Here is a 24,315-nt window from a genome sequence, read left to right as displayed (position 1 = left end):
CGGCTACCCGGCCCGCGTGACCAGCGGCGCGAAGGCGGCCAGCGACATCTCGAGGTCCTGCCGCCCGGCGTCGTCCGGCGGCAGGCCCGGCAGGTGGGCGGCGGCGAACCCCTCCGCCGCCGCCCACGCCGCGGCGACGACCGTCCGTACGTCCGACCGGTCGACCGGCGTGCCGGGGGCCTGGGTGGTGAGCGTCCCGTCCTTCGTCAGCGAGAACTTCAGCGAGAAGGAGGAGTCGACCCCGCCGAACGCGTACCCGCCGCGCCCGGCCTCGACGAGCGACCGCAGACCGTCGAGCAGCAGCGAGAGCGAAACGTAGATCATCATCGCCTGGTCCGGGGCATGCCCGCGCGAGGAGTACGAACCCAGGTTCCCCGCCACCTCCAGATGCCCGAGATCGAACCCGGAAGGCGGCGGCACGTCATCGGCGGAGAACACGAATCGCATTACGCCCCAAAACTCTTTCCGAAGGGGAAGAAGGTGACCACCCGGTTCGCGTCGTGTGAATCGACCAGGACATGGTACTTGGCGGTGAAACCGTTGACTGTCATCTTCTTCTCGAACAATTGCATGCGCTTGGCGGGGTCGGAGATCCTATTTCCTTTTCGTACCGCCGTCGTAGCGGCCTTGAGTACCTGCTCGCGTGTGGTGGTGGGAGGCATCAGGCTGCTCAGGCCGCCGTGGTTGGGGATGGTGCCCGAGATGTGGCGGCCGTCGATGTGTATCCAGCCCTCCTTGACGTTCCCGTTCTCGATACGCGGCTTCTGCCGGCAGAGGGCGAGGCCGTACGGGTCGATCCACGCCGTCGGGTTCGGGACGTACCAACCAGGATTCGGGCCCCCGGCGAGACCGAGCGGGTCGAGGCTCTGGAAGCGGCCGACCGTCGGATCGTAGTAACGGAAATAGTTGTAGTGCAGGCCCGTCTCGTCGTCATGGTATTGACCCGGGAACCGCAGCGGGCATTCGGTTTCGCCCCGCGGGGTGGGGAGCGGGTTTCCCCAGAGGCTGGTTTCCAGGCTCCAGCCGATGTGCCCGTCCGGGGAGACGAGTTCCGTCGGGGTGCCGAGCAGGTCGGTGACGATGCCGTAGAAGCGCTCGTCGAACTCGCCCTGGGACGCGTCGCTGAGCGGAACGCGATCGGTCTGCGCCACGGGCAGTCCGCTGTCGGGCGCCCAGTCGAGCGTCAGGGTGCGGCCTTGCGCCGAACTCCACTGCTCGGCGAGCACGGTGCCGTCCCAGGTGAAGTCGGTCCGTTCGAGCACCCTGCCGTCCCCGTCCAGCAACTGCTTGGCCGTCCGCCGTCCCAGCGGGTCGTAGAGGTAGCGCCAGTGCCGGCCGTCCGGGGTGATCGCGTCGGTGAGCCGGTCCTCGCCGTCCCAGCGGTACTCCCAGGTGCGGGAACCACCCGAGAGCTGTTTGCGGCTGCGACGCACGACGCGCCCCTGGGCGTCATGCTCGAACGTCGTCCGGCCCGCCCTGCCGACCAGTGCCGCGGTGAAGGTACGAGCCCCCAGCACACCGGCATCCTCCGGGTCCGGGCCGGTGGGCCACTGCGCCTCGGTCAGATTGCCGGCCGCGTCGTACGCGTACCGCTCGGTCCACGTGCCGGCGTGCACGGCGGTCACCCGCCCCGCCGGGTCCAGGTCGTAGCCGCGGCTGCCGCCGGCACTGTCGTCGACGGCCGTCAGGTAGTCGTCCGCACGGTAGGTGTACCGGCGGCTCAGCGTGACCCGGCTGTCCGCGTCGGCCAGGGTCTGCGCGGTGAGACGGTGGTCGTCGTCCCACTCCCGGCGGAGAGTGGTCGAACCGAGTTGCCGGCCGACTTCCCGGCCGGTCGCGTCGTAGCCGAAGCGGAGCACCTGCCCGGCGGCCCGCAGTGCGGTGGGACGGTGGTCGGCGTCGTACTCCCAGGTGCTGACGGCCTCGCCCGGGGTGAGACGCCGCGTTCGGCGCCCGAGCAGGTCATAGGTGTTCCGCAGGACGCGACCGTTGCAGGTCTCGGCGACGACGCGGCCCGCTCCGTCGAGTTCGAAGGCGACGTCCACGTCGGCGTTGGAGGCCCCGACCATCCGGCCGAGCCGGTCGTAGCGGAACGTCGTGACCAGTCCGCCGCAGCTCTGCTCCGCGATGTTCCCGAGGGCGTCCCGGAGGTACTCGACGCTCTGTCCCGCGGCGTTGACGCGCTCGACGAGTTGCCCCGCCGCGTCGTACCGGTAGGACAGGACGCGGCCGTTGAAGTCCGTCTCGCGCAGGAGGTTGCCCAGTGGGTCGTACTCGTAGGTCCAGGTGCTGCCCTGCTGGTTGGTGACCCGGGTGAGGCGCAGTTCCGTGTCGTAGGCGAACTCCATACGGGAGCCGTCCGGGGCGGTCCGTGCGGTCATCAACTCGAAGTGGGTGCTCTCGAAGCGGTTGACGGCACCGGTGGGCTCGATGTGCCGCACCAGGTTTCCCTCGCCGTCGTACACCCACTGCTCGGTGTTGCCTGCCGCGCTGGTGCGGGAGGTCAGCAGGCCCTCGACGGACCAGGTGAAGCGCGTGACGCCGCCGGTGGGGTCGGTGATGGCGATCACCCGGCCCAGCGTGTCGTACGCGTACCGGGTGGAGGACCCGCTGCCGTCCGTCAGGACGACCGGCCGGCCCGCGGCGTCGGCCTCGATGCGCCGGGTGTGTCCCAGCGCGTCGGTCACGGCGCGGACCCGCCCGAGCTCGTCGTAGGTGTGGCGGGTCGTGGCCTCGATCGGGTCGGTGACCGTGAGGAGGTTGCCTCGTTCGTCGTAGCCGAAGCGCCAGCGGCTGCCGTCCGGTTCGGTGATCGATTCGGGAAGCCGGAGGGCGTTGTACTCCGCGGTGGTCGACGTGCCGTCGGGGCGCCGGATCGCGAGCAGGTTGCCCTCGGCGTCGCGGGTGTACCGGGTGGTACGGCCGAGGGCGTCGGTGTGGGCCAGGAGTTGATCACGGCTGTTCCACTCGCTCGCAGTGCTGTGGCCGAGAGCGTCGGTCTCCAGGGTGACCTGGAGCTCCTCGTTGTAGTGGAAGGTGGTCGTATGACCCAGCGAGTCGGTGTGGACGGTGACCCGGCGGTCGGTGTCGTAGTCGAAGGTGCCGCTGAGGAAACCGTCGGATCCGGTGGTGCGCACGCAGCGGCCCTCGCTGTCGTACAGGTACGCGTAGCCGGTCCCCTTGCGGTCCTCCCACCCGGTGATCCGGCCGTGGTCGTCGTAGCCGAAGCGGGCAGCGCGGCCCGATGAGTTGAAGACCTCGGCGAGATGGCCGTTCTCATAGCCGAACCGGCCGAGCAGGATCTCTGCCGGCTCCTGGCGCTCGTGCCCGTCCGCGCCCTGCTCCGCGGACCCCTCGCGCGTCCCGTCGAGCAGGTACAGCGCCGCGATGTGGCCCTCGGAGGTGGCCACGCGGAGGCGGTAGGCCGCGTGGCGGATCCCCGTCGGCACCCCGTCCTCGCTGTAGTCGATGTCTATTCGTTGTCCGTTGCGGTCGCTGAGCGCGCGCAGCGGCAGCTGTACCGGTTGCCCGGAGGCGGTCGGAAGGGTGGGCCCGTTGGGGTCGAAGTGCAGGGTGCGCCCGCTGTCGGGATCCGTGACGGTGACGATCCCGGCCGGTGAGCCGTCCCAGACCAGGGGCCAGCGCGGTCCGGCGACGGGCAGCACGGGCACGTCGCGGGCCGGCACCGGGTACTGCAGCAGCATGCCGTCGTCGGCGACGAAGCAGACTCCCTGGCCGTCCAGCTCAAGCCGTTGGTCGAGCGTGGAGGCCCAGGACTTGCCGAACCACCGGCCGGCCCGGTAGGAGGAGATGTGCGCGCGCTCCAGGAGCACCGGGAGGATTCCGGGCAGGTCGACATCGACCTGGGGCAGCACCATCTCGCCCGTGACCACGTCGATCGGGTCGCTCTTGCACCGGCGCTCACCCATGCGCTTCGCTGCCTGCCGTACGCTCTGGGCGCCCTTGCGCATGGCGCCGGCGATGTCACCGAGATGGCTGCCCATGCCCTTCATCAGCTTGGGCAGGCTCTTGGCCATCTTGAGCAGGCCGCCGGCGGTGGTCAGGCCCTTCATTCCCGGTATGCAGTCCAGGGCGGCGAACGCGACGTCCCACAGGCTGGCTTTTCCTTGCGCGTACTTGACGAGTGTGTCGGCGAGGACGACGAGGGCGGCGGCGAGCACGAGCCAGGCGAGCGGCCCGCCGATGATCATCACGATGATGCCGAGGACGGCGACGATGACCTTGCAGACCGCGACGATCTCGTCCCAGTGGTCCGCGACCCAGTCGACCGCCTTCTCCCACCAGTGCTTGTTCTTGATGCCCGCGTCCGACGCCTCGTGCAGCGCGTGTTCGGCCGTCGACGCGGCCGTGTCCCGCAGATGCGCCGCCTGCGCGGCCAGCTCCTTGGCCGCGTCCAGCCGCTGCTGGGCCTCGTGGACCGCGGAGTTCGCGGACTTCTGCGCGTTCGAGGCATCCAGCGCGTTGCGGGTGGCGGTGCGGACCTCGTCGGCGGACGGCGGCTCCACGCCCGGCTTCGGATCGGCCTGGTACTCCTTGGACTTGTCTCCGGCCCGCTTCACCCAGTCGTCCGCGTTGCCCTGGGTGGTCTTCGCGGCGTCCAGGTCGTGCCGGGCGGTACGCCCCTGGGCGAGCGCCCGGTCGGCATCCGCCTGCGCGGTCTCCAGCTTCGGCCAGTACGTCTCCAACGCGGTGCCCGCCAGCCGGTAGGACTTCTCCAGCTTGGTCAGCTCGCCGGGCAGATCCCCGAACTGCTCCCGGTACGCGTCGCCCGCGAGCCCGGCCCAGTCCTGGACCGCGTTGTTCCCGCTCAGGCCCTTGACCGATCTCAGGGCCGACGAGACGTCGTCGGCGAAGTCGCCCAGCTTGCGGGCGAGTTCCTTCACCTCGTACGGATCACCCGGCACCGGGTCCCGGTCCAGATCCAGCACATGCCAGTCCGTCGGACGATTCGCCACGTTTCCCCCCGTGTGTGATCAACTCCGCGTCGATTCTCGCACTGTGGGAGGCAGGGTGACGAGGCCAGGGGCAGGTCGTCGACGTTCTGTGACGATCAGGAGATCAGAGGCGGCGGGTGGCAAGGGTCAGGCGGTCACGGGCGTCGAAGAGGGTGTCTTTGATCATCTGTTCGTGGGCCGGGGTGAGGCGGGCCACCGGGACCGAGCAGCTGACCGCGTCCCGGGCCGGGGTGCGGTACGGGATGGCGATGCCGAAGCAGCGCAGGCCGAGGGTGTTCTCCTCGCGGTCGACGGCGAAGCCCTGCTCCCGGATGACCGCGAGCTCCTCGATGAGCTTCTCGCGGTCGGTGTGGGTGTGCTCGGTGAGGGGTTCCAGGGTCTCGGGGAGCAGCTTGCGGACCTGTTCGTCGGAGTACGTGGCGAGCAGCGCCTTGCCGAGCGAGGTGGAGTGGGCCGGCAGACGGCGGCCGACCCGGGTGAAGGGGCGCAGGTAGTGCTGGGACTGGCGGGTCGCGAGGTAGACGACGCTGGTGCCGTCCAGCCGGGCGAGGTGGATCGTCTCGCTGGTGTCGTCGGAGAGCCGGTCGAGGGTCGGGCGGGCCGCGGCGACGACCTCGTCACCGTCGATGTACGACGTGCCGACGAGCAGGGCGCGGACGCCGATCCCGTAGCGCGTTCCGGTGGCATCGGTCTCGATCCAGCCGAGCTCGACCAGGGTGCGCAGCAGCATGTACAGGCTGGACTTGGGGTAGCCGACGGATTCCTGTACGGCCGCGAGGCTGTGCATACCGGGGCGCCCCGCGAAGAACTCCAGCAGTTCGACCGTACGGACCGCGGACTTGACCTGGGAACCGCCACCCTCGCCAGCAGACATCGTCCTGACCCCTCTTGTTCGGCCCCGGACCCTGCAAGTAGGCTCCGGAATAGTTCAAAGATTCATAAGTGAAGACGCTGTTCAGCATATCGAACAGTGGCTGATCCGCATGAGGCAAATCTGGAGGTTCCCCCGGTGGCTGTTCCAGTCTGGTCCGTCGACCCCCGTACCGGGAAGCAGCGGGAGCAGGTGGCGGACGAGGCCACCACGGCCGAGATCGACGGCGCCGTCCGTGCCGCGGCCGCCGCGATCCCCGCGCTCGCCGACCGCAGCGTACGCGCCCGGCTGCTGCGCACCGCCGCCGACCTCCTGGAGGAGGCCGGTCCGCAGGTACTGGAGGCGGCCGACGCCGAGACGGCGCTCGGCCCCGGCCGGCTGACCGGCGAGCTCGCCCGCACCACCTTCCAACTGCGCGCGTTCGCCGACATCGTCGACGAAGGCGCCTTCCTGGACGTCGTCATCGACCACGCGGACCCGGCCGCCAAGCCCGCCCCCCGCCCCGACCTGCGGCGCTACAAGATCCCGCTCGGCGTGGTCGCGGTCTACTCGGCCAGCAACTTCCCGCTGGCGTTCTCCGTCCCCGGCGGCGACACCGCGAGCGCGCTGGCCGCCGGATGCCCGGTCGTCGTCAAGGCGCACCCGGACCACCCCGCCACGTCGGAGCTGTGCGCGAGCGTGCTGCGCCGCGCCGCCGTCCGCGTCGGACTGCCGGCGGACGTCGTCTCCGTCGTGCACGGCTTCCAGGCCGGAATAGACCTCATCAAGCACCCGCTGATCAGCGCCGCCGGATTCACCGGCTCGGTACGCGGCGGCCGGGCGCTCTTCGACGCGGCCGCGGCCCGTCCCAAGCCGATCCCGTTCCACGGCGAACTGGGCAGCCTCAACCCGGTCGTGATCACCGAAGCGGCGGCGGACGAACGCGCCGAGCAGATCGGCGCGGGGCTCGCCGGGTCCATGACGCTCGGCGTCGGCCAGTTCTGCGTCAAGCCCGGTCTGGTGCTGGCCCCGGCCGGCGCGGCGGGCGACCGGCTGCTCAAGGCCGTCACCGCCGCCGTCAGCGACTCGGACGCGGGCGTCCTGCTCGACACCCGGATGCGGGACGCCTTCGTCGCAGGCGTCGAGGCCAGGGCCGCCCTTCCCGGAGTCGAGGCACCGGTGACGCCGGGCTCCGGCGGCGAGCACACCGTCAGCGCCGGCTACCTCACCGTTCCCGCCGACCGGCTGGCCGCGGAAGGGCCGCACGACCTGCTGCTGGAGGAGTGCTTCGGGCCGGTGACGGTCGTGGCGCGCTACGAGGACCGCGCCCAGATCACCGCCGTGCTGCAGCGGCTGCCCGGCAACCTCACCGCCACCGTCCACATCGGTGACGAGGAGGCCGGACAGGAGGACGGCCCGGCCACCGCGCTGCTCGCCGAACTCACCCCGCTGGCGGGCCGCTTGCTCGTCAACGGCTGGCCGACCGGCGTCGCCGTCGCCCCCGCCCAGCACCACGGCGGCCCGTACCCGGCGACCACGTCGACGTCCACCTCCGTCGGCGGGACCGCCATCGAGCGCTGGCTGCGCCCGGTCGCCTACCAGGACACCCCGGTCGCGCTGCTCCCCGCCGAGCTGCGCGACGAGAACCCGCTGCGCCTGCCGCGCCGCTTCGACGGCCGGCTGGAAATCTGACGGTGCCGCGTGAACCGCTGTGGGAACCGAAGGAGTTGCCCTTCGGGCTGCTGGCGTACGGCCCGGCCGCGGACCCGGGGTACGAGGACGGCGAGCTCGTCATCACCACGGGTCCCGGCCAGGACCGCTTCGTGCACCCCGGCCGGGAGCCGAAGGTGCCGGCGGCCGACGCGCCCCGGCTGCTCGGCACCCCGCCGGAGGGCGACTTCCAGCTGATCGCCCGGGTGACGCCCCGGTTGCGTTCCGCGGGCGACGCCGGAGCGCTCTGCCTTGAAGTGGCCGACGACCAGTGGGCCAAGCTCTGCCTGGAGTTGTCGCCCGCCCGGTACACCGTGGTCTCGGTCGTCACGCGGGGCCGCTCCGACGACGCCAACAGCTATGAGGTGCCGGGGGACCACGTCTGGCTGCGGATCACCCGCACCGGGCGGGCCTTCGCCTTCCACGCCTCGGACGACGGCGAGCGGTGGACGTTCGTCCGGCTCTTCACCCTCGGCACGGAGCGGGAGGCGGCGGTCGCGAGCGTCGGCTTCATGGCGCAGTGCCCGTCCCCGGACGCCGACGGGTGCACGGCGGTCTTCGACCGGATCGTCTTCCGGCCCTGGGCGCCCGGCGACCTGCGCGACGGCAGCTGAACCCGGCGCGGGGGCGGGCCGCCCGCAGCGGCCCGCCCCCGGAGCGCACTCCCTACCGCACCGGCGTGAAGTCCCGCGCGCCGATGAACTCCGGCCGCCGCACCGGCGCCGCGAAGGGCTCGACCGCCGCGTTCTCCACGCTGTTGAAGACGATGAAGACGTTGCTGCGCGGGAACGGCGTGATGTTGTCGCCGGAACCGTGCATGCAGTTGCAGTCGAACCAGGTCGCCGAACCCGCGGCGCCCGTGAAGAGCTTGATGCCGTGCTCCCCGGCGAGCCCGGTGAGCGCCTCGTCGGACGGGGTGCCCGCGTCCTGCATCTGCAGCGACTGCTTGTAGTTGTCCTTCGGCGTCTCGCCCGAGCAGCCGAGGAACGTGCGGTGCGAGCCGGGCATGATCATCAGCCCGCCGTTGGTGTCGTGGTTCTCGGTCAGCGCGACCGACACGGAGACCGTCCGCATCCCGGGCAGACCGTCCTCGGCGTGCCACGTCTCGAAGTCCGAGTGCCAGTAGAACCCCGACGCGCCGAAGCCCGGCTTGACGTTGATCCGGCTCTGGTGGACGTAGACGTCGGAGCCGAGGATCTGGCGCGCGCGGTCCGCGAGCCGCGGGTCGCGGACCAGCTCGGCGAAGACCTCGCTGATCTTGTGCACCTCGAAGACCGAGCGGATCGACCCGGACTTCGGCTCCACGATCGCGCGGGGGTCGGTCCGGACCGCCGGATCGGCGATGAGCCGGTCCAGCTCATGGCGGTAGCGGTCCACCTCGCCCGGCATCAGCAGCTGGTCGACGGTGAGGAAGCCGTCCCGGTCGTAGCCGCGCAGCTCGGCGGGCTGGATCGGACCCGGGGTGCCGTACTCGGACCACACGACCGGGTCCTGGCGCGGGGTGACGGCCTCGGACGCGCCGCGCGTCGGGTACCGGCTGGTGATGGTGTCGGTGGTGATCGTCGTCATGGCGTCAGGCTCCCTCGGTCTCGGTCTCGGTCTCGGTCTCGGTTCGGTTCCTGGTACGGGTCGCGGTCGTCGTGCCCCCGGTCTCGGTCAGCAGCGGGTAGACCCCGTTCTCGTCGTGCACCTCCCGCCCGGTGACGGGCGGGTTGAAGACGCAGACGAACCGCAGATCGGTCTTGGGGCGCATGGTGTGCCGCTCGTGGCCGTCGAGCAGGTAGAGCGTGCCCGGGGAGATCCAGTGGGTCTCACCGGTCTCGTCGTTGGTCAGCTCGCCCTCACCGTCGACGCAGAGCACCGCCTCGATGTGGTTGGCGTACCACATGGACGTCTCGGTACCGGCGTACATCGTGGTCTCGTGCATCGAGAAGCCCACGCCCTCGGCGGCGAGGATGATGCGCTTGCTGCGCCAGGTGCCGGTCTCGGCGGTCACATCGCGGTCGGTGCCCTCGATGTCCTTGAAGGATCGGACGATCATGTACGTGCCTCTGCTTTCGTTCCGTTCGCGTGCTTTCGTTCCGTTCGCGGCCGGGTGCGGGTGCTCGCTCAGACGGCTTCGGCGACCGCTTCGCTCACGGCCCGCGTCAGGGTGCGCAGCCCCTCGTCCAGCTCGTCGGGGCTGATGGTCAGGGCCGGCAGCAGCTTGACGACCTCGCTGCGCGGTCCCGAGGTCTCCAGCAGCATCCCCAGCTCGAAGGCGCGGGCGCAGACCCGGCCGGCGATCGAGGGGTCGATGAACTGCAGGCCCCAGGCGAGGCCGCGGCCCCGGTACTCGGCGCCCGCGCGCGCCTGCGCGGTGCAGATCTCCCGCAGCGCCCGCTCGACCATTTCGCCGCGCATCACCGTCTGCTTCTCCAGCTGGCCGTCGGCCCAGTAGGCGTCCAGCGCGGCGGTGGCGGTGACGAACGCCGGGTTGTTGCCGCGGAAGGTGCCGTTGTGCTCGCCCGGCTCCCAGATGTCCAGCTCCGGCTTGAAGAGCGCGAGCGACATCGGCATGCCGTAGCCGCTGATGGACTTCGAGAGGGTGACGATGTCCGGCGTGATCCCGGCCTCCTCGAAGGAGAAGAACGCGCCGGTACGGCCGCAGCCCATCTGGATGTCGTCGACGATCAGCAGCATGTCGCGGCGCTTGCACAGGTCGGCCAGCGCCCGCAGCCACTCCGGACGGGCGACGTTGATGCCGCCCTCGCCCTGGATGGTCTCGACGATCACCGCGGCCGGCTGGTTGAGGCCGGAACCCTGGTCCTCCAGCAGCCGCTCGAACCACAGGAAGTCCGGCACCCGGCCGTCGAAGTAGTTGTCGAACGGCATCGGGGTGCCGTGCACCAGCGGGATGCCCGCGCCGGCCCGCTTCATGGAGTTGCCGGTGACGGCGAGCGAGCCCAGCGACATCCCGTGGAAGGCGTTGGTGAAGGAGACGATCGACTCGCGGCCCTTGACCTTGCGGGCCAGCTTCAGCGCGGCCTCGACGGCGTTGGTGCCCGTCGGGCCGGGGAACATCACCTTGTAGTCCAGGCCGCGCGGTTCCAGGACCACCTGCTGGAAGCGCTCCAGGAAGGTGCGCTTCGCCGTGGTGCTCATGTCGAGGCCGTGGGTGACGCCGTCGCGCTCCAGGTAGTCCAGCAGCGCGCGTTTGAGCACCGGGTTGTTGTGCCCGTAGTTCAGCGCGCCGGCACCGGAGAAGAAGTCGAGGTAGGCGCGGCCGTCCTCGTCGTACATGACGCTGCCCTGGGCGCGGTCGAAGACGACGGGCCAGCTGCGGCAGTAGCTGCGGACCTCCGACTCCAGGGACTCGAAAACGGTCAGGTCGGGGGTGGTGATGGTCACTGTGCCTGCTTTCCGGGGGGAGGGGCGACGGTGGTGATGCGAAGTCGGGGGGTCGAACGCGGTCGCGTCAGGCCATCGGGCCGATGCGGAACAGCACCTCGGAGTCGTGTCCGTCGGGAAACAGGGCGCCGGGGAAGAGGACCTCGCGTTCGACCGGCGCGCCATGGCGCTCGGCGAAGGACAGGAACAGCCGCTGCGAGGCGGCGTTGTCGGGCGTGATCGTGGTCTCGATCAGCCGGACGCCGCCGGCAGCGGTGTGTACCGCGAGGTGGTCGAGCATGGCGGCGGCCACGCCGCGGCCGCGCTGTGCGGCGTCGACGGCCACCTGCCAGACGACCAGCGTCCGCGGTTCCTCGGGACGGATGTATCCGGTCACGTAACCCACCGGGGCCCCGTCGGCGTCGCGGGCGACCACCGAGGTGGCGGCGAAGTCACGGCACCACAGGAGATAGCTGTACGAGGAGTTGAGATCGAGCGTCTTTGAATCGCGGGCTATGCGCCACATCGCTCCGCCGTCGTCGACTGTGGGGGTGTCGAGGAATGCGGGGGCGATCGGCGCCTTCAATTCCGTAGCGGCGTTCATGCGGAATGAACCTACCGAGCTGAAAGTGGAATTGCATGGGGCAAAGGCCTTTACGAGGCCAACCCGTCGTGTTATCGCGCGGGCGGGTGCGGGTGGCCAGAACCGTGGCGAGAGCTGGTGTTATGTCCTGATATTACCGGACGATTTGATCTTGGTGTGGACTCGGTCACATTGTTGGAGCACCCGGAAATCATGGGCCAAATTAGTGCGTTTAACCTGCGGGGGGCTGGGCAGGAGTCATCCGGAAGAATACCTCCGGGAAATTCGCTCTGGGAGTGCCAGGAAAAGGCCGAATTCCCCGGAAGTCAATGTCCGTCCAATATCCGGCAATGTCTGTCAACGGCTGCCTGCGTCTGCTCGCGTCAGCCGGAGAGCGCCGTGCCCAGAGCCGCCAGGCTCCGCGCGACCACGGCGGGATCCGCGGCAGGACCGTAGTGGTTCACGCGGACCATCTCCCTGGCGAGCGCGCCGCCGCCCGCGACGAGCGGTACCGACGGGTCCAGGGCGAGCGCCCGCGCCACGAGCGCGGTGGCGTCGGTGCCCGCGGGCACCCGCAGCGTCGTCGCGACGGGCGCGGCGTCGCGCACCTCGTGCACATACGGCTCCAGGCCGCCGCCGAGCGCGAGCGCGCCCTCGCGGGTCGCGATGGCCGCCGCCCGGTGCCGGGCCATCACCGCGTCGAGGCCGTCCGCCTCGATCCGCTCCAGGCACGCCTCCAGCGCCAGCATCTCCAGCTGCGCGGGCGCGTGCGGCAGCGCGGCACGCCCGGTGTCGATCCAGCGCTCCTTCCAGTCCAGGAGGGAGAGGTACGAACGGCGCGGCGCCGCCGGGTTGGCCGCCATCCGCTCCCAGGCACGGGCGCTGACCGAGACCGCCGACACGCCGGCGGGGCCGCCCATCGCCTTCTGCGCGCCGATGACGCACAGGTCCACGCCCCACGCGTCCGGCAGCAGCGGCTCCGCGGCCACCGACGCGACCGCGTCCAGCAGGAACAGCGCGCCGTGCGCGCGCACCACCTCGCCGATCTCCGCCACCGGGTTGGTGTTGCCGGTGGCCGCCTCGGCGTGCACCAGCGAGACGAAGTCGATCTCCGGACGCTCCGCCAGCGCGCGCTCCACCTGTTCGGCGCTCACCGCCCCGTGGAACGGCACGGCCAGGTCGGTGACGTCGGCGCCCGCGTCGCGCAGCCAGTCGCCGAACGTCCTCCCGTAGGGGCCGGTCACCACGTTGAGCGCCGCCGAGCCGGGCCGCGCCCCGCCGCGGATGCAGCCCTCCAGGGGCAGCAGCGCCTCGCCCTGGGTGATGACGACGTCCTGCTCGGTCTCCAGCAGGGCCGCGACCCGCCGTTCGATCCCGGCGAAACGGCCGGCGGTCAGCGGGGGCAGGTCCAGGAGGGGGTGCGTCACGAGGTGTCTCTTCCGTACGGGTGAGGGGCTGGGGGCCGGGGTGCCGTGGCGGGCCTTGGGGTGCCGTCGCGAGCGTACCTCCGACCTTTTAGGGTGCGGGGCATGAGTGTCTTGGGTGATCGCGGTGCGCTGCACGTCAAGGGCCGGGTGCTGGTCGGGCCCGAGGACGTCAGGGACGAGGTGTGGGTGCTGGACGGCCGGATCACCTACGACCGGCCGGCCGGACCGCGTGAGGTGACCACCGTCGAGGGCTGGGCGCTGCCCGGCCTCGTCGACGCGCACTGCCACGTCGGCCTCGACACGCACGGGCCGGTCGACGCGGAGACCGCGGAGAAGCAGGCGCTGACCGACCGCGAGGCCGGCACTCTGCTGCTGCGCGACGCCGGGTCGCCGTCCGACACCCGCTGGATCGACGACCGCGAGGACCTGCCGCGCGTCATCCGCGCCGGCCGGCACATCGCGCGCACCCGCCGCTACATCCGCAACTACGCGCACGAGATCGAGCCGGGGGATCTCACGGCGTACGTGCGCCGGGAAGCACGGCGCGGTGACGGCTGGGTGAAGCTCGTCGGCGACTGGATCGACCGCGAGGCCGGCGACCTCACGGCCTGCTGGCCGCGCGGCGCCCTGGAGGAGGCCATCGCCGCCGCCCACGAGGAGGGCGCCCGGGTCACCGCGCACTGCTTCGCGGAGGACTCGCTGCGCGACCTCGTGGAGGCGGGCATCGACTGCGTCGAGCACGCGACCGGACTGACCGAGGACACCATCCCGCTCTTCGCGGAACGCGGCGTCGCCATCGTCCCGACCCTCGTCAACATCGCGAACTTCCCGGCGATGGCGGCCGGCGGCGAGGCCAGGTTCCCGCGCTGGGCGGCCCACATGCGCCGGCTGCACGAGCGCCGGCACGACACGGTGCGCGCCGCGCACGACGCCGGCATCCGGATCTTCGCGGGCACCGACGCGGGCGGCTCGCTGGCCCACGGCCTGATCGCGGACGAGGTCGCCGAGCTCGTCCTGGCCGGCCTCCCGCCCGTCGAGGCGCTCTCCGCCACGACCTGGGGCGCCCGGGAGTGGCTCGGCCGCGACGGGCTCACCGAGGGAGCCTCCGCCGACCTGGTCGTGTACGCCACCGATCCGCGCGCGGACGTACGGGTGCTGGCCGCTCCGCGGCGCATCGTGCTGCGCGGGCGGGTGGTGGGTTGACGCAGCGTTACGTGGAGGGGCCGCGGATCGTTGGACACCATCGCGTACGCGTCGGCGCGTCAACGTGGCGGAGGCCGTCACCACGTGGCGCGGGTGACGGGTGGGAACGGACGTGCAACGAGATTCGAAGACAGTGCCGGAAACCACCCGTATGGGTGAACTGGCTGCGGGTAGTCGCCAGTTCACTCTCAGTGCGTAAATATGGCGGGACCGAGGTCACCGGCGGACGCGTTGTCCCCGCAAGCGTCGCCGCTGACTCCAAGCCACTCGTGGGGGTCCCACCGTGTACAGCTCCAACTTCAGCCTGCCCGCACGCCGTTCGGCCGCCGCCATCGGCGCGGCCGTCGCGCTCGCGGCAGGTGCGCTGGCCGTCGCCCCGGCGGCCCAGGCGCATCCCTCCGGCACCTCCGGGGGCACCTCCGGCAGCAGCCCGGAGAGCGGCAGGTCGACCGCGACCGTCCTGCGCGCGGGTCTCGACGTGTCGCTGCTCAACAAGACGGTCGACGTCCCGCTCAACGTCTCCCTCAACGATGTGAAGGCGCCGGCCGGCGCCGACGAGACCGCGCTCACGGCGAAGCTGGCCGGCGTCGACCACGGCAAGCCGTTCACCATGCTGCGGGCGGACGTCGCCACCGCCCGCGCGGCGGCCGGCGCGCGCAAGGCGGAGGGCTACGCGAACCTGGTCCGCGCCGAGGTGCATCTGCCCGGTCTGCCGCTGCTGTCCCTGATCAGGATCGAGGCGGCCACCTCCAAGGCCACCTGCGAGGCGGGCCGGAAGCCGACCGCGTCGGCCACCCTGGCCGGCGTGTGGGTGCTCAACAAGAAGATCACCCTGACCGCCACCGGGCCGGCGACGAAGGTGGTGGTGCCGGGGGTCGGCGTGGTCGGCCTCGACCTGACGCAGACCCGGACCACGACGCGGACGGCCGCCGCGACCGCCCTGGAGCTGAAGGTGAAGGTCAATCCCGGCAATCTGAACGTCGCCGATGTCAGCGGCACCGTGACGCTCGTCAGGGCGACGTGCGAGACGCCGAAGGTGGTCGACCCGACGACCGGCGGCACCGGCGCCGGGGGTGCCACCCACGGCGGTGCGAGCAACGGAGGCACTGCGAACGGCGGTTCCACTAACGGCGGTGCCGGCAACGGCGGTTCCACCAACGGCGGTGCTGCGAGCGGCGGGGCCTCCGCCGGGGGAGCGTCGTCCGGCGGGTCGTCGACCGGTGCCGATTCCGGTGGTGCCTCGGGCGGCAACTCCGGTGCCAGCGGCGGGTCGAGCGCCGCGAGCGGTTCCGGGGGCACCGGCGGCAGTGGTGGGACCGAGCCGCAGGCCGGCCCCACCACCCAGGACCTCGCCGCGACCGGCAGCGGTTCCAACACCCCGCTGCTCGCCGCGGGCGCGGGCGCGCTCGTGGTGGTCGGCGGGGGCGCGCTGTATCTGGCGTCGCGCCGCCGCAAGGCCGCGGAGGCGATGGCGGCCGCGGAAGCGGACGCGTAGACGTCCGGGTACGTCTTGATACGACCGGATGGGGACCCGAGGGGGTGTGAGGGGGGACCGAGGGTCCCGGAGGGGGAATAGTAGAGGGCGGCGCCGTTGTCGGCGTCGCCCTCTACTGTTGTCTCCAGGGGAGAACAAGCAGGGTTTCGCAAGATTCGTTTCAGGGTTCGTTTCGCAGTTCGTTTCAGGGGTCACGGGGTCCTCTGAACGGGCAGGGGGTCGGGGGACGCGATGGACAGCGCGCTGTTCGGGGGCAGGTACGAGATCCGGGAGCTGCTCGGCTCCGGAGGCATGGCACGGGTGCATCTCGCGTACGACACGAGGCTCGGCAGGACCGTCGCCGTCAAGACCCTCCTGCCGGAGCTGGCCCGGGACGCCGAGGCCCGGCGCCGTTTCGCGCGCGAGGCCCGCGCCGCCGCCGGGCTCAACCACCCCGGCATCGTCACCGTCCACGACCAGGACGAGGTGCGGACGGACGAGGACATCGTGCCGTCCCTCGTCATGGAGTACGTGGACGGCAGCACCCTCGCCGACCTGGCCCGCAGCCAGGTCAGGCTCGACATCGAGCGGGCCGTCAGGATCACCTGCGACATCCTGGACGCGCTGGCGCACGCGCACGCCCGCGGGCTGGTCCACCGGGACGTCAAACCGTCCAACGTCCTGATCACCTCGACCGGTTCCGTCAAGGTCGCCGACTTCGGGATCGCCCGGGTCGTGCACTCGCTGACCCGGATCACCGGCACCGGATCCGCCCTCGGCACCCCCGGCTACATGTCACCCGAGCAGATCGAGGACCGCGAGGTCGACGCGCGCAGCGACCTGTACGCGGTCGGCTGCATGCTGACCGAACTGCTCACCGGCACCGTCCCGTTCCCCGGCCCGACGCCGCTCACGGTGATGTACGCCCACGTCCACTCCACCCCGGATCCGCCCTCGGCGCGGAACGCGGCCGTACCGCCCGAGCTGGACGCGGTCGTCATCGCCGCCCTCTCCAAGAACCCGGCGCTGCGCCCGCGCAGCGCGGCCGCCATGCGCGACGACCTGAACGCGTGGCTCGCGGCACCCCGGGGCGCCACGCCGGCGCCGCCCGCCCCGGCCCCCGCCCCGCGGCCGCTCGTGCCGCTGCACCCGGCCTACAACCCGCCCCACACGCCGCCCCCCGCCCCGGCCCGCCAGCTGATGCCACCGCCCGGGCGCCCGGGAGAGGCGTACACGGCGCAGCGCTGGGCCGCGCCACCGGCCGGTCCACGGCGCGGCAAGGCACGGCGGCGCGCCCTCATTGCGGTCTCGGCGGCGGTGGTGCTGACGGTCGGCACGGTCGTCGCCGTCCGCCTCGGCTCCTCGTCCCACACACCCGAGCACACCGTCTCGGCCCTGGACCTCATCGACCAGCGCCACCCCGGCGCCGGATTCAACGGGGCGGTCACGGGCACCGTCAACCCGTCCACGGTCAAGGGCGGCACCCTCAAGCTGATGTCGTTCTACGCCCCCGACTCGCTGGACCCGGCGCGCTCGTACTCACCCCTCTCCTTCAACCTGGACCGGCTGCTGCTGCGCAAACTCGTGGACTTCGCCCCGCAGCCCGGCCAGGCGGGCGCGACGCTCGCGCCGGACCTCGCGACCACCACCGGCACCATCAGCGACGGCGGCCGCACCTACACGTACACCCTCAAGAACGGCGTGACGTTCGAGGACGGCACGGCCATCACGTCCAAGGACATCAAGTACGGCATCGAGCGGACGTTCGCGACCGACCTGTTCAGCGGCGGGCCCACGCACCTGAGGGACCTGCTCGACCAGGGGCAGTCGTACCCGGGCCCCTACAAGGACACCGACCCGGATCAACTGGGCCTCAAGAGCGTGCTCACGCCGGACGACCGGACCATCGTCTTCCACCTCGACGCGCCGTTCGCCGACTTCCCGTACGTGCTGGCGCTGCCGATGTCCTCGCCGGTGCCGCAGGCGAAAGACACCAAGGGCAACTACGAGAAGATGCCGGTCGCCAGCGGCCCTTACAAGATCGCCATCTACGACCGCGACAAGAAGCTGCGCCTGGTGCGCAACGAGAAGTGGGATCCGGCCACCGACGGCATCCGTACGGCCCTGCCGGACATCGTCGAGTTCACGGTCGCGGCGAGCGTCGACGCGGTCGACGCCGCGCTCCTGAACGGGGAGGCCGACCTGGATCCGGGCCAGGTCGGTGTCCAGGACGCCACCCGTACCAAGATCCTCGCCAGCGACAGCCTCAAGGCGAACGCGGACTCCGCCCTGATCGGGGCCGTCCGGTACTTCTCCCTGCAGACCGCCGTCGCGCCGCTGAACGACTACCGCTGCCGGTGGGCGGTGCAGTACGCCGCGAACCGCACGGCGCTGCGCGACGCGGGCGGCGGCAAGGAGGCGGGGGACGTCGCGGGCGGGATGCTGCCGCCGACGGTCGGCGGTTACGACCCGCACCTGAACACCTACGGGACGGCCTCCGGCCGCACCTACCCCGACCTCGCCAAACGTCAGTTGTCCGACTGCGGTCACGCGTCCGGCTTCTCGACCACGATCGTCACGGCCAACGGCAATCCCCACACCAAGGCCGTCGTGGAGAACCTGCGCACCCAGCTGGCCGCCGTCGGGATCACCGCCAAGGCCGAGTACCCCGAGGCCGCGGACTTCTACGCGACGCTGCCCGACCAGAAGAAGATCAAGGAGCGCGGGTGGGGCATCGTCCTCACCACGTGGCAGGCCGACTGGCCCACCCCGGCCGGCCTCCTGCGCCCGCTGCTGCTGAACGGCAGCCCGAACAACTACGCGGCCCTCGTCGACCAGCAGTTGAAGGACCTGATGGACGAGGCCGACGCCAAGACCGACCGGAACTCCGCCGACAGCGTCTGGCGGACCGTCGACTCCACCTCCCAGGACCGGGGCACCCTGATCCCGTACATGTACGTGCGGGAGCTGAACTACCGGTCGACGCGGCTGACCAACGTCTATCTCCATCCGGCGCTGGGCGGGGTCGACCTCCAGGCTCTCGGCGTCAAGGGCTGAGCGCGGGGTTCACCTGCCCCGGTCCGGTGCTCCGCGCCTTGGCCAGGGCCTCGACGAAGGCGTCCGTGGTGGCGGGGTCGCGGACGGCGATCCGCAGCCACCGCGCGTCGAGGCCGGGGAAGGTGTCGGCGCGGCGGACGGCGAAGCCGAGGTCGCGCAGCCGCTCACGGACGGCCGCCGCCTGCGCGAGTTCGACCAGGACGAACGGCCCGGCGGGCGCGCCCGCGACCCTCAGGCCGTCGAACTCGCCCAGCCGGGCGAGCAGGTACGCGCGACAGGCCGCGATGTCGGCCGCGGCCCGGTCCGCCTCCGCCAGCGCGTCCGGTGCCACGCACGCCTCGATGGCGGCCAGCCCCGGCGACGAGACCGCCCACAGCGGCTGCGCCCGCTCCAGCAGGGCGATGTGCCCGGGGCCGGCGAGCACGTAGCCGATCCGCAGCCCCGCCAGCCCCCAGGTCTTGGTGAGGCTGCGCAGCACGACGAGGCCGGGCACGTCACGCCGGGCGGCCAGCGAGGCGGACTCGCCGGGCACGGCGTCCATGAACGCCTCGTCGACCACCAGGGTCCGGCCCGGCCGGGCCAGTCGGGCGACAACGTCGGACGGGTGGAGCACCGAGGTCGGGTTCGTCGGGTTCCCGAGCACGACGAGGTCGGCATCCTCCGGGACGGCCGCCGGATCGAGGCGGAAGCCGTCGGCGGCGTCCAGGACCACCCGGTGCACCGGGTGTCCCGCGTCGCACAGCGCCGCCTCGGGCTCGGTGAACTGCGGGTGCACCACGACCGCGTGGCGCGGCGCGAACGCTCGCGCCAGCAGCACGAACGCCTCCGCCGCACCCGCCGTCAGCAGCACTTCGTCCACCGGCCGGCCGTGCCGCCGGGCGACGGCGGCGCGGGCCGCCCGCCCGTCGGGGTAGGCGGCCAGGCCGTCGAGCGACCCGGCGATCACGGCCTTCAGCCAGGCCGGCGGCGTACCGGCGCGGACGTTGACGGCGAGGTCGGTCAGCACCCCGCCGTCGTCGCGCACCTCCGCGTCGCCGTGGTGCCGCAGGTCATAGCCGTCACCGCCGGCGTGGTCAGTGGGAGTGGGCATGGTGACCGTGGTGGTGGCCGTGGCCGTGATCGCCCGACGGGTCGTCGGGGTGGTGGTGCGGCTGCTGCGGCATGCCGACCCGGTCCTCGAAACCGGGCAGTTTCACGCGGTAGACACAGGAGTCGCAGTTCATCCGCAGATCGCCCTTGAGCGTCTCGCGGTAGCGCTCCATCACCAGGTCGGCCAGTTCCGGCTCCGGGCCGATGACGGCCGCCTGCCGCACCTCGGTGTCCGTGTGCGCCGCGGCCCACTCGGCGGCCTGGTCCCGGACCCGGTCCGGCAGGATCCCGGTGAACAGGAAGTACGGCAGCACGACGATGCGGCCGGCGCCCAGCTTGCGGCAGCGATCGAGGCCCGACGGCACGTCCGGCGCGGCCAGCGACACGAACGCCGTCTCCACGCCCGCGTAACCGCGGCCCTCCCACAACAGTCGCGCCACCTTGTAGATCTCGGCGTTGGCGTCCGGGTCCGTCGAACCGCGGCCGACGAGCAGCACGGTGGTGTCCGAGCGGTCGTCGTCGCCCAGCACCTCGTCCAGCCGCCGCTCCAGGATGGTCAGCAGACCCGGGTGCGGTCCGAGCGGCCGGCCGTAGGTGTACGTCGTGCCCGGGTGCCGCTGCTCCTCGCGGGCCAGGGCCGCCGGGATGTCGCCCTTCGCGTGCCCGGCGGAGACCAGCACCATGGGCACCGCCGCGAAGCTGCGGACACCCTGGCCCACCAGCTCGGCGACGGAGTCGGCGAGCGGCGGCGGCGACAGCTCGATGAAGCCGCCGCCGACCGGCAGTCCCGGGTTGTGCTCGCCGAGCTGCCGGACGAACGCGCGGAAGGCTTCGGCCCCGGCCTCGTCACGGGTTCCGTGGCCGACGAGCAGGAGTGCGGGCGGGATCACAGGGAGTTCTCCTTGTTGCTGGGGGTGGTTGCGGAACCCGGGTCGACGGAGGGGCCGCCGGGGAGTTCGGTGTAGAGCAGGGCGTTGAGCGCGGCGGAGGCGACGGCCGAGCCGCCCTTCTCGGAGATGTTGCTGACGGCCGGAAGACCGGAGATGCGCAGCGACTCCTTGCTCTCGGCGGCCCCCACGAAGCCGACCGGCAGACCGATCACCAGGGCGGGCGCGGCGTCCAGCGTCAGCAGCTCCTCCAGGGCGGTCGGCGCGCATCCGATCACCCAGACGGCGCCCGGCCCGACCTGCTCGTAGGCGAGCCGGATCGCGTGCGCGCTGCGGGTCAGCCCCGGTCCCGACCGGCCGTCCTTGAGGCGGCAGACGACGGGCCGGGTGGTGATCCCGGCGGCGACCATCTCGACGTCGGCGACGATCGGGGCGCCCGCGTGCAGCGCGGCATGCGCGGCCAGCAACTCGTCCTCGTCGCACACGAGTTCCCCGGCGTACTCCAGATCGGCGCTGGAGTGGACGACCCGCTCGACCACGGCCCGCGTCAGCGGCGGGAAGTGCGAGGTGTCGAGCCGGGAGCGCAGCCTGCGGAACGACTCCTGCTCGATGGGATGGACGGTTCGGGTCATAGGGAACCTCCCGGTCTGCCGTTGTCGTTGTCGTTGTCGGTGAAGCGCGGGCGCAGGCGTGGGCGCGGGCCGGTCATGCCTGCCACCGGTAGCCGCGCGGCGTCACCATGCGGCCGGCCACGTTGCGGGTGGCGGTGTTGCCGACGGTCACGACGGTCACCATGTCGACCGTCGTCACGTCCAGCGCCGCGATGGTCGTCACCTCGCTGCGCTCGTCGGGCCGGGAGGCGGCGTGCACGACACCGACCGGGGTACCGGGCTCCCGGTGCTCCGCGAGCAGCGACAGCGCCTTCGGCAGCTGCCAGTCGCGGCCCCGGCTGCGGGGGTTGTAGAAGGTGACGATCAGATCGGACTCGGCCGCCGCGCGGACCCGGCGCTCGATGACGTCCCACGGTGTGTGCAGGTCCGACAGGCTGATCGACACATGGTCGTGGCCGAGCGGTGCCCCCAGGATCGCGGCGGCGGCGAGCGCGGCCGTCACGCCGGGGACCCCGACGACGTCGATGTCGTCCGCTGCCTCGGCGAGCGCGGGGGAGGCCATCGCGTAGACGCCGGCGTCGCCGCTGCCGATCAGGGCCACCGCGTGCCCCGCACGCGCCTGCTCCACGGCGGTGCGTGCCCGCTCCTCCTCGGCGCCCAGCCCGGACTCCAGGACCCGGGTGCCGGGCCGCAGCAGGTCCCTGATCTGGTCGACGTACTGGTCCAGGCCGACGATCACCGACGCCCGGCGCAGCTCCTCGCGGGCCCGCGGCGTCAGCAGGTCGCGTGCGCCCGGTCCGAGCCCGACCACCGCGAGCCGGCCGCGCGGCCGGCGCCGCGCCACGGCGGCGGTCGCCATGGCGGGCCCCTCAGCGGGTGCGGACTTCCGCTTCGGCACGAGCAGTTCGCCGCCGGGCGCCGCCGCGAGCGCCGCCGCCTCGGCGACGGACGGGGTGCCGACGGCCGCGAGCGGCGCGTCCGACGGGTTCGGCACGTCGATCCCGGCGAGCCGGTCCGCGCCGAAGGTCAGCAGCGGCACCCCGAGCCGCCCGGCGGCCTCGACGATCCCCGCCTCGTCCGCCTTCGCGTCCACGGTCGCCAGCGCCGCGACGGAGCCGGGCGAGAGACCGGCGTCGGCGAGCGCGCTCCCGATCAGCGTCAGCACCTCGTCGGCCGGCACTCCCCGGCTGCCGCCCACGCCGACCACCAGGGACGGCGGGCGCAGCAGCACGGTGGTGCCGGCGGCCGCATCGTCGCTGGTCGCACGGTCGGTGACGGTGAGTGAGACGTCACTGTCAGTGGCGGCGGTTACGTTGGGTGGCAGAGCGGGAAGGGGGTGGACGCCATGGGGGGTGTCCAGACGCACGGGGTCGCCGTCGAGGATCGCGCGGCTGACGGCCGCGACCGCGCCTTCGACGGGCCACCCCAGCATGTCCAGGCCGGGCACCCCGGCGGCGTCGGTGGCGGTGCTGACCACCGGACGGCAGCCCAGCACGTCCGCGACGCGCTGCGCCAGCTCGTTCGCACCGCCGCCGTGGCCGCCCAGCAGGGCTATCGCGTGCTGGTGCGTCTCGTCGACCGTGACGACGCCCGGGTCGGTGTCCTTGCCCCGCAGCAGCGGCGCGATCAGGCGGACGACGGCGCCGGTGGCGAGGAAGACCACGAGTTGCCCGCACTCGGCGAAGGCACGCCCGACCGCCTCGCGGACCGGCCCGTCGTAGACCCGGACCTCGTCCGGCCAGGCGGCGGCCAGGTGTTCGCAGCCGCGCTGCCCCGCCGACGTGGCGGAAATCAGGCCGATCACAGAATTGCTCCTTCGGTGCCGGGCCGGGTGGCCCACAGGACGAATACGGGATTGTTGGCGGCGAGCCGGGTGACGCCACCCGGCAGCGGTGCCAGCCGGGAGGACTGCAGCAGCAGGCCGTCCGGCACGAGACCGGCCGCCGACAGGGCGTCGCGTACGTCGCCGACACGGTCGACGGCCGCCAGGGTCACGACCACGGTCCTGCGCGCGCGCCGGGCACAGGCACCGACGATGGCGGGCAGATCGCGCCCGCCGCCCCCGATGAAGACGGCGTCGGGGTCCGGGAGCTGGGAGAGCACGGTCGGGGCGGCGCCGTGCACGATCTGCACGTCCACCCCGTGGGCCGCCGCGTTCGCCCGGATCCGCTCGATCCCGTCGGCGGTCTTCTCGACGGCGACCGCGGCAGCGCCGAAGCGGGCACACTCCACGGCGACCGACCCCGAGCCGGCCCCTATGTCCCACACGAGATCACCGGTGCGCGGGGCGATCCGGGACAGGGCCAGGGCGCGCACCTCGAACTTGGTGATCATCGAGTCGCGGTACCCGAACGCCTCCTCGGGCAGCGCCCATCCGGCCGGTGCGGCCGGCGGTCCCGCGACGATCCGCTGGACCGGCGACAGCACCCGCGCCTCGTCCAGACAGAGCACGACACTCACCCCGGTGCCGGTCCAGTCGCGGACGGCGGCGTCGGCGGGGGAGAGGCGCTCGACCGTCTCATCCGCCGTCCCGAGGGCCGCCGCGACCACCAGCGTGCGCTCGATACCGGTCCGGGCCAGCGCCGCGCCCAACTCGGCGGGACCGGCCCCCGGCCCGGTCAGCACTGCGGTCTTGGGATGCGCGCGGCACACGTTGACGGCCGTGCGCGGATCGCGGCCGTGCGCGCTGACGACGACCGCGTCGTCCCAGGACAGACCGAGCCGGGCGAAGGCCACCGCGATGGAGGGGGAGGACGGGCGGACGTCGAGGGCCGCCGGGCCGAAGCGCGCCCCGAGGGCCCGGACGATCCCGAAGAACCCGGGGTCGCCGGAGGCGAGCACGGCCACCCGCCGGTCCCGGTCCTCCGGTGAGCCGAGGTGCCGCTCGATGGCATCGAGGGCCGGGGCGAGCGGGCCGAGGACGACCCGCTCCACCCCGTCCGGCAGCGCCGCCGCCTCCAGATGGCGGCGCGCGCCGACGACGAGCGTGGCGCCCGGCGGAGCCGTGGCGGCCACGCCGGTACCCGTGCCGGTGCCGATGACGGTGATCGCGCCGGGCGTGGGCGTGCCGGAGGTACGC

17 protein-coding genes and 1 pseudogene are annotated in these 24,315 nt (G+C 72.3%); 5 read left to right on the top strand and 13 right to left on the bottom strand.

Features of this window, described 5'->3' with window-relative positions; genetic code table 11:
* Positions 1 to 3: 3 nt before the first annotated feature.
* The 3 genes from O3X23_RS17395 to O3X23_RS17385 all read right to left on the bottom strand — a co-directional run bounded on the left by O3X23_RS17395 (position 4) and on the right by O3X23_RS17385 (position 5,850).
* The gene (locus O3X23_RS17395) at positions 4 to 447 is read right to left on the bottom strand and encodes a hypothetical protein (protein WP_269272313.1); all 444 of its coding nucleotides are present in this window, start codon (positions 445 to 447) and stop codon (positions 4 to 6) included.
* Complete coding sequence (locus tag O3X23_RS17390; protein ID WP_269272312.1) at positions 447 to 4,976, bottom strand: RHS repeat-associated core domain-containing protein; 4,530 nt, start codon at positions 4,974 to 4,976, stop codon at positions 447 to 449. The genes O3X23_RS17395 and O3X23_RS17390 overlap by 1 nt, the downstream gene beginning before the upstream one ends.
* A 103-nt stretch (positions 4,977 to 5,079) precedes the next feature.
* Complete coding sequence (locus O3X23_RS17385; RefSeq protein ID WP_269272311.1) at positions 5,080 to 5,850, bottom strand: IclR family transcriptional regulator; 771 nt, start codon at positions 5,848 to 5,850, stop codon at positions 5,080 to 5,082.
* A gap of 135 nt (positions 5,851 to 5,985) precedes the next feature.
* Between O3X23_RS17385 and O3X23_RS17380 the strand changes: the two genes are divergently transcribed.
* Positions 5,986 to 7,518 (top strand): aldehyde dehydrogenase (NADP(+)), encoded by a 1,533-nt coding sequence (locus O3X23_RS17380; protein ID WP_269272310.1) that lies wholly within the window; start codon positions 5,986 to 5,988, stop codon positions 7,516 to 7,518.
* Between the two features lie 2 nt (positions 7,519 to 7,520).
* A complete protein-coding gene (locus O3X23_RS17375) occupies positions 7,521 to 8,150 on the top strand; it encodes a DUF1349 domain-containing protein (protein WP_269272309.1) in 630 nt (209 codons plus the stop codon).
* A 52-nt stretch (positions 8,151 to 8,202) separates the two neighbouring features.
* Here the strand turns inward: O3X23_RS17375 and thpD are convergent, their stop codons facing one another.
* From thpD to O3X23_RS17350, 5 genes and pseudogenes are all read right to left on the bottom strand, one after another.
* A complete protein-coding gene (gene thpD / locus O3X23_RS17370) occupies positions 8,203 to 9,105 on the bottom strand; it encodes an ectoine hydroxylase (RefSeq protein ID WP_269272308.1) in 903 nt (300 codons plus the stop codon).
* A gap of 76 nt (positions 9,106 to 9,181) precedes the next feature.
* Positions 9,182 to 9,577, bottom strand: a pseudogene (locus tag O3X23_RS17365) (ectoine synthase); the annotation flags it as partial.
* Between the two features lie 68 nt (positions 9,578 to 9,645).
* Positions 9,646 to 10,926 (bottom strand): diaminobutyrate--2-oxoglutarate transaminase, encoded by a 1,281-nt coding sequence (gene ectB, locus O3X23_RS17360; RefSeq protein WP_269272307.1) that lies wholly within the window; start codon positions 10,924 to 10,926, stop codon positions 9,646 to 9,648.
* 67 nt (positions 10,927 to 10,993) lie between these two features.
* Complete coding sequence (gene ectA, locus O3X23_RS17355; protein ID WP_269272306.1) at positions 10,994 to 11,509, bottom strand: diaminobutyrate acetyltransferase; 516 nt, start codon at positions 11,507 to 11,509, stop codon at positions 10,994 to 10,996.
* Positions 11,510 to 11,871: 362 nt separating this feature from the next.
* The gene (locus O3X23_RS17350) at positions 11,872 to 12,915 is read right to left on the bottom strand and encodes a pyridoxal-phosphate-dependent aminotransferase family protein (protein ID WP_269272305.1); all 1,044 of its coding nucleotides are present in this window, start codon (positions 12,913 to 12,915) and stop codon (positions 11,872 to 11,874) included.
* A 102-nt stretch (positions 12,916 to 13,017) separates the two neighbouring features.
* On the opposite strand from O3X23_RS17350, the gene O3X23_RS17345 reads away from it, so the two are divergent.
* The 3 genes from O3X23_RS17345 (at position 13,018) to O3X23_RS17335 (ending at position 18,649) form a co-directional block, all read left to right on the top strand.
* A complete protein-coding gene (locus O3X23_RS17345; protein WP_269272304.1) occupies positions 13,018 to 14,118 on the top strand; it encodes an amidohydrolase family protein in 1,101 nt (366 codons plus the stop codon).
* Positions 14,119 to 14,401: 283 nt separating this feature from the next.
* Positions 14,402 to 15,613 (top strand): SCO1860 family LAETG-anchored protein, encoded by a 1,212-nt coding sequence (locus tag O3X23_RS17340; protein ID WP_269272303.1) that lies wholly within the window; start codon positions 14,402 to 14,404, stop codon positions 15,611 to 15,613.
* Positions 15,614 to 15,844: 231 nt separating this feature from the next.
* Positions 15,845 to 18,649 carry an ABC transporter substrate-binding protein gene (locus tag O3X23_RS17335; protein WP_269272302.1) on the top strand — a complete coding sequence of 935 codons (2,805 nt, stop codon included), beginning with the start codon at positions 15,845 to 15,847 and terminating at the stop codon, positions 18,647 to 18,649.
* On the opposite strand, the gene cobC is transcribed toward O3X23_RS17335, so the two are convergent.
* The 5 genes from cobC to cbiE all read right to left on the bottom strand — a co-directional run bounded on the left by cobC (position 18,639) and on the right by cbiE (position 24,284).
* Positions 18,639 to 19,739 carry an Rv2231c family pyridoxal phosphate-dependent protein CobC gene (gene cobC, locus O3X23_RS17330; RefSeq protein WP_269272301.1) on the bottom strand — a complete coding sequence of 367 codons (1,101 nt, stop codon included), beginning with the start codon at positions 19,737 to 19,739 and terminating at the stop codon, positions 18,639 to 18,641. The genes O3X23_RS17335 and cobC overlap by 11 nt on opposite strands.
* On the bottom strand, positions 19,723 to 20,628 hold the full coding sequence (locus O3X23_RS17325) for a sirohydrochlorin chelatase (RefSeq protein WP_269272300.1): 906 nt from the start codon (positions 20,626 to 20,628) through the stop codon (positions 19,723 to 19,725). The genes cobC and O3X23_RS17325 overlap by 17 nt, the downstream gene beginning before the upstream one ends.
* Complete coding sequence (locus O3X23_RS17320; protein ID WP_269272299.1) at positions 20,625 to 21,257, bottom strand: precorrin-8X methylmutase; 633 nt, start codon at positions 21,255 to 21,257, stop codon at positions 20,625 to 20,627. The genes O3X23_RS17325 and O3X23_RS17320 overlap by 4 nt, the downstream gene beginning before the upstream one ends.
* 73 nt (positions 21,258 to 21,330) lie before the next feature.
* Positions 21,331 to 23,040 (bottom strand): precorrin-3B C(17)-methyltransferase, encoded by a 1,710-nt coding sequence (cobJ, locus tag O3X23_RS17315; protein WP_269272298.1) that lies wholly within the window; start codon positions 23,038 to 23,040, stop codon positions 21,331 to 21,333.
* Positions 23,037 to 24,284: a precorrin-6y C5,15-methyltransferase (decarboxylating) subunit CbiE gene (cbiE, locus tag O3X23_RS17310; RefSeq protein ID WP_269272404.1), complete on the bottom strand. Its 1,248-nt coding sequence runs from the start codon at positions 24,282 to 24,284 to the stop codon at positions 23,037 to 23,039. Before cbiE ends, cobJ begins: the two co-directional genes overlap by 4 nt.
* Positions 24,285 to 24,315 lie beyond the last annotated feature (31 nt).

Source organism: Streptomyces sp. H39-S7 (assembly GCF_027158205.1).
In the GTDB taxonomy this organism is placed as follows: Bacteria; Actinomycetota; Actinomycetes; order Streptomycetales; family Streptomycetaceae; genus Actinacidiphila.
This window is presented reverse-complemented; position numbering and strand designations above follow the sequence as displayed.

Excerpts from the sequence above, each read along its gene's own strand:
- ectA (WP_269272306.1), bottom strand. The coding sequence starts at position 11,509 with ATGAACGCCGCTACGGAATTGAAGGCGCCGATCGCCCCCGCATTCCTC.
- cobC (WP_269272301.1), bottom strand. The coding sequence starts at position 19,739 with ATGCCCACTCCCACTGACCACGCCGGCGGTGACGGCTATGACCTGCGG.
- O3X23_RS17345 (WP_269272304.1), top strand. The coding sequence starts at position 13,018 with ATGAGTGTCTTGGGTGATCGCGGTGCGCTGCACGTCAAGGGCCGGGTG.
- O3X23_RS17385 (WP_269272311.1), bottom strand. The coding sequence starts at position 5,850 with ATGTCTGCTGGCGAGGGTGGCGGTTCCCAGGTCAAGTCCGCGGTCCGT.
- thpD (WP_269272308.1), bottom strand. The coding sequence starts at position 9,105 with ATGACGACGATCACCACCGACACCATCACCAGCCGGTACCCGACGCGC.
- O3X23_RS17320 (WP_269272299.1), bottom strand. The coding sequence starts at position 21,257 with ATGACCCGAACCGTCCATCCCATCGAGCAGGAGTCGTTCCGCAGGCTG.
- O3X23_RS17335 (WP_269272302.1), top strand. The coding sequence starts at position 15,845 with ATGGACAGCGCGCTGTTCGGGGGCAGGTACGAGATCCGGGAGCTGCTC.
- O3X23_RS17395 (WP_269272313.1), bottom strand. The coding sequence starts at position 447 with ATGCGATTCGTGTTCTCCGCCGATGACGTGCCGCCGCCTTCCGGGTTC.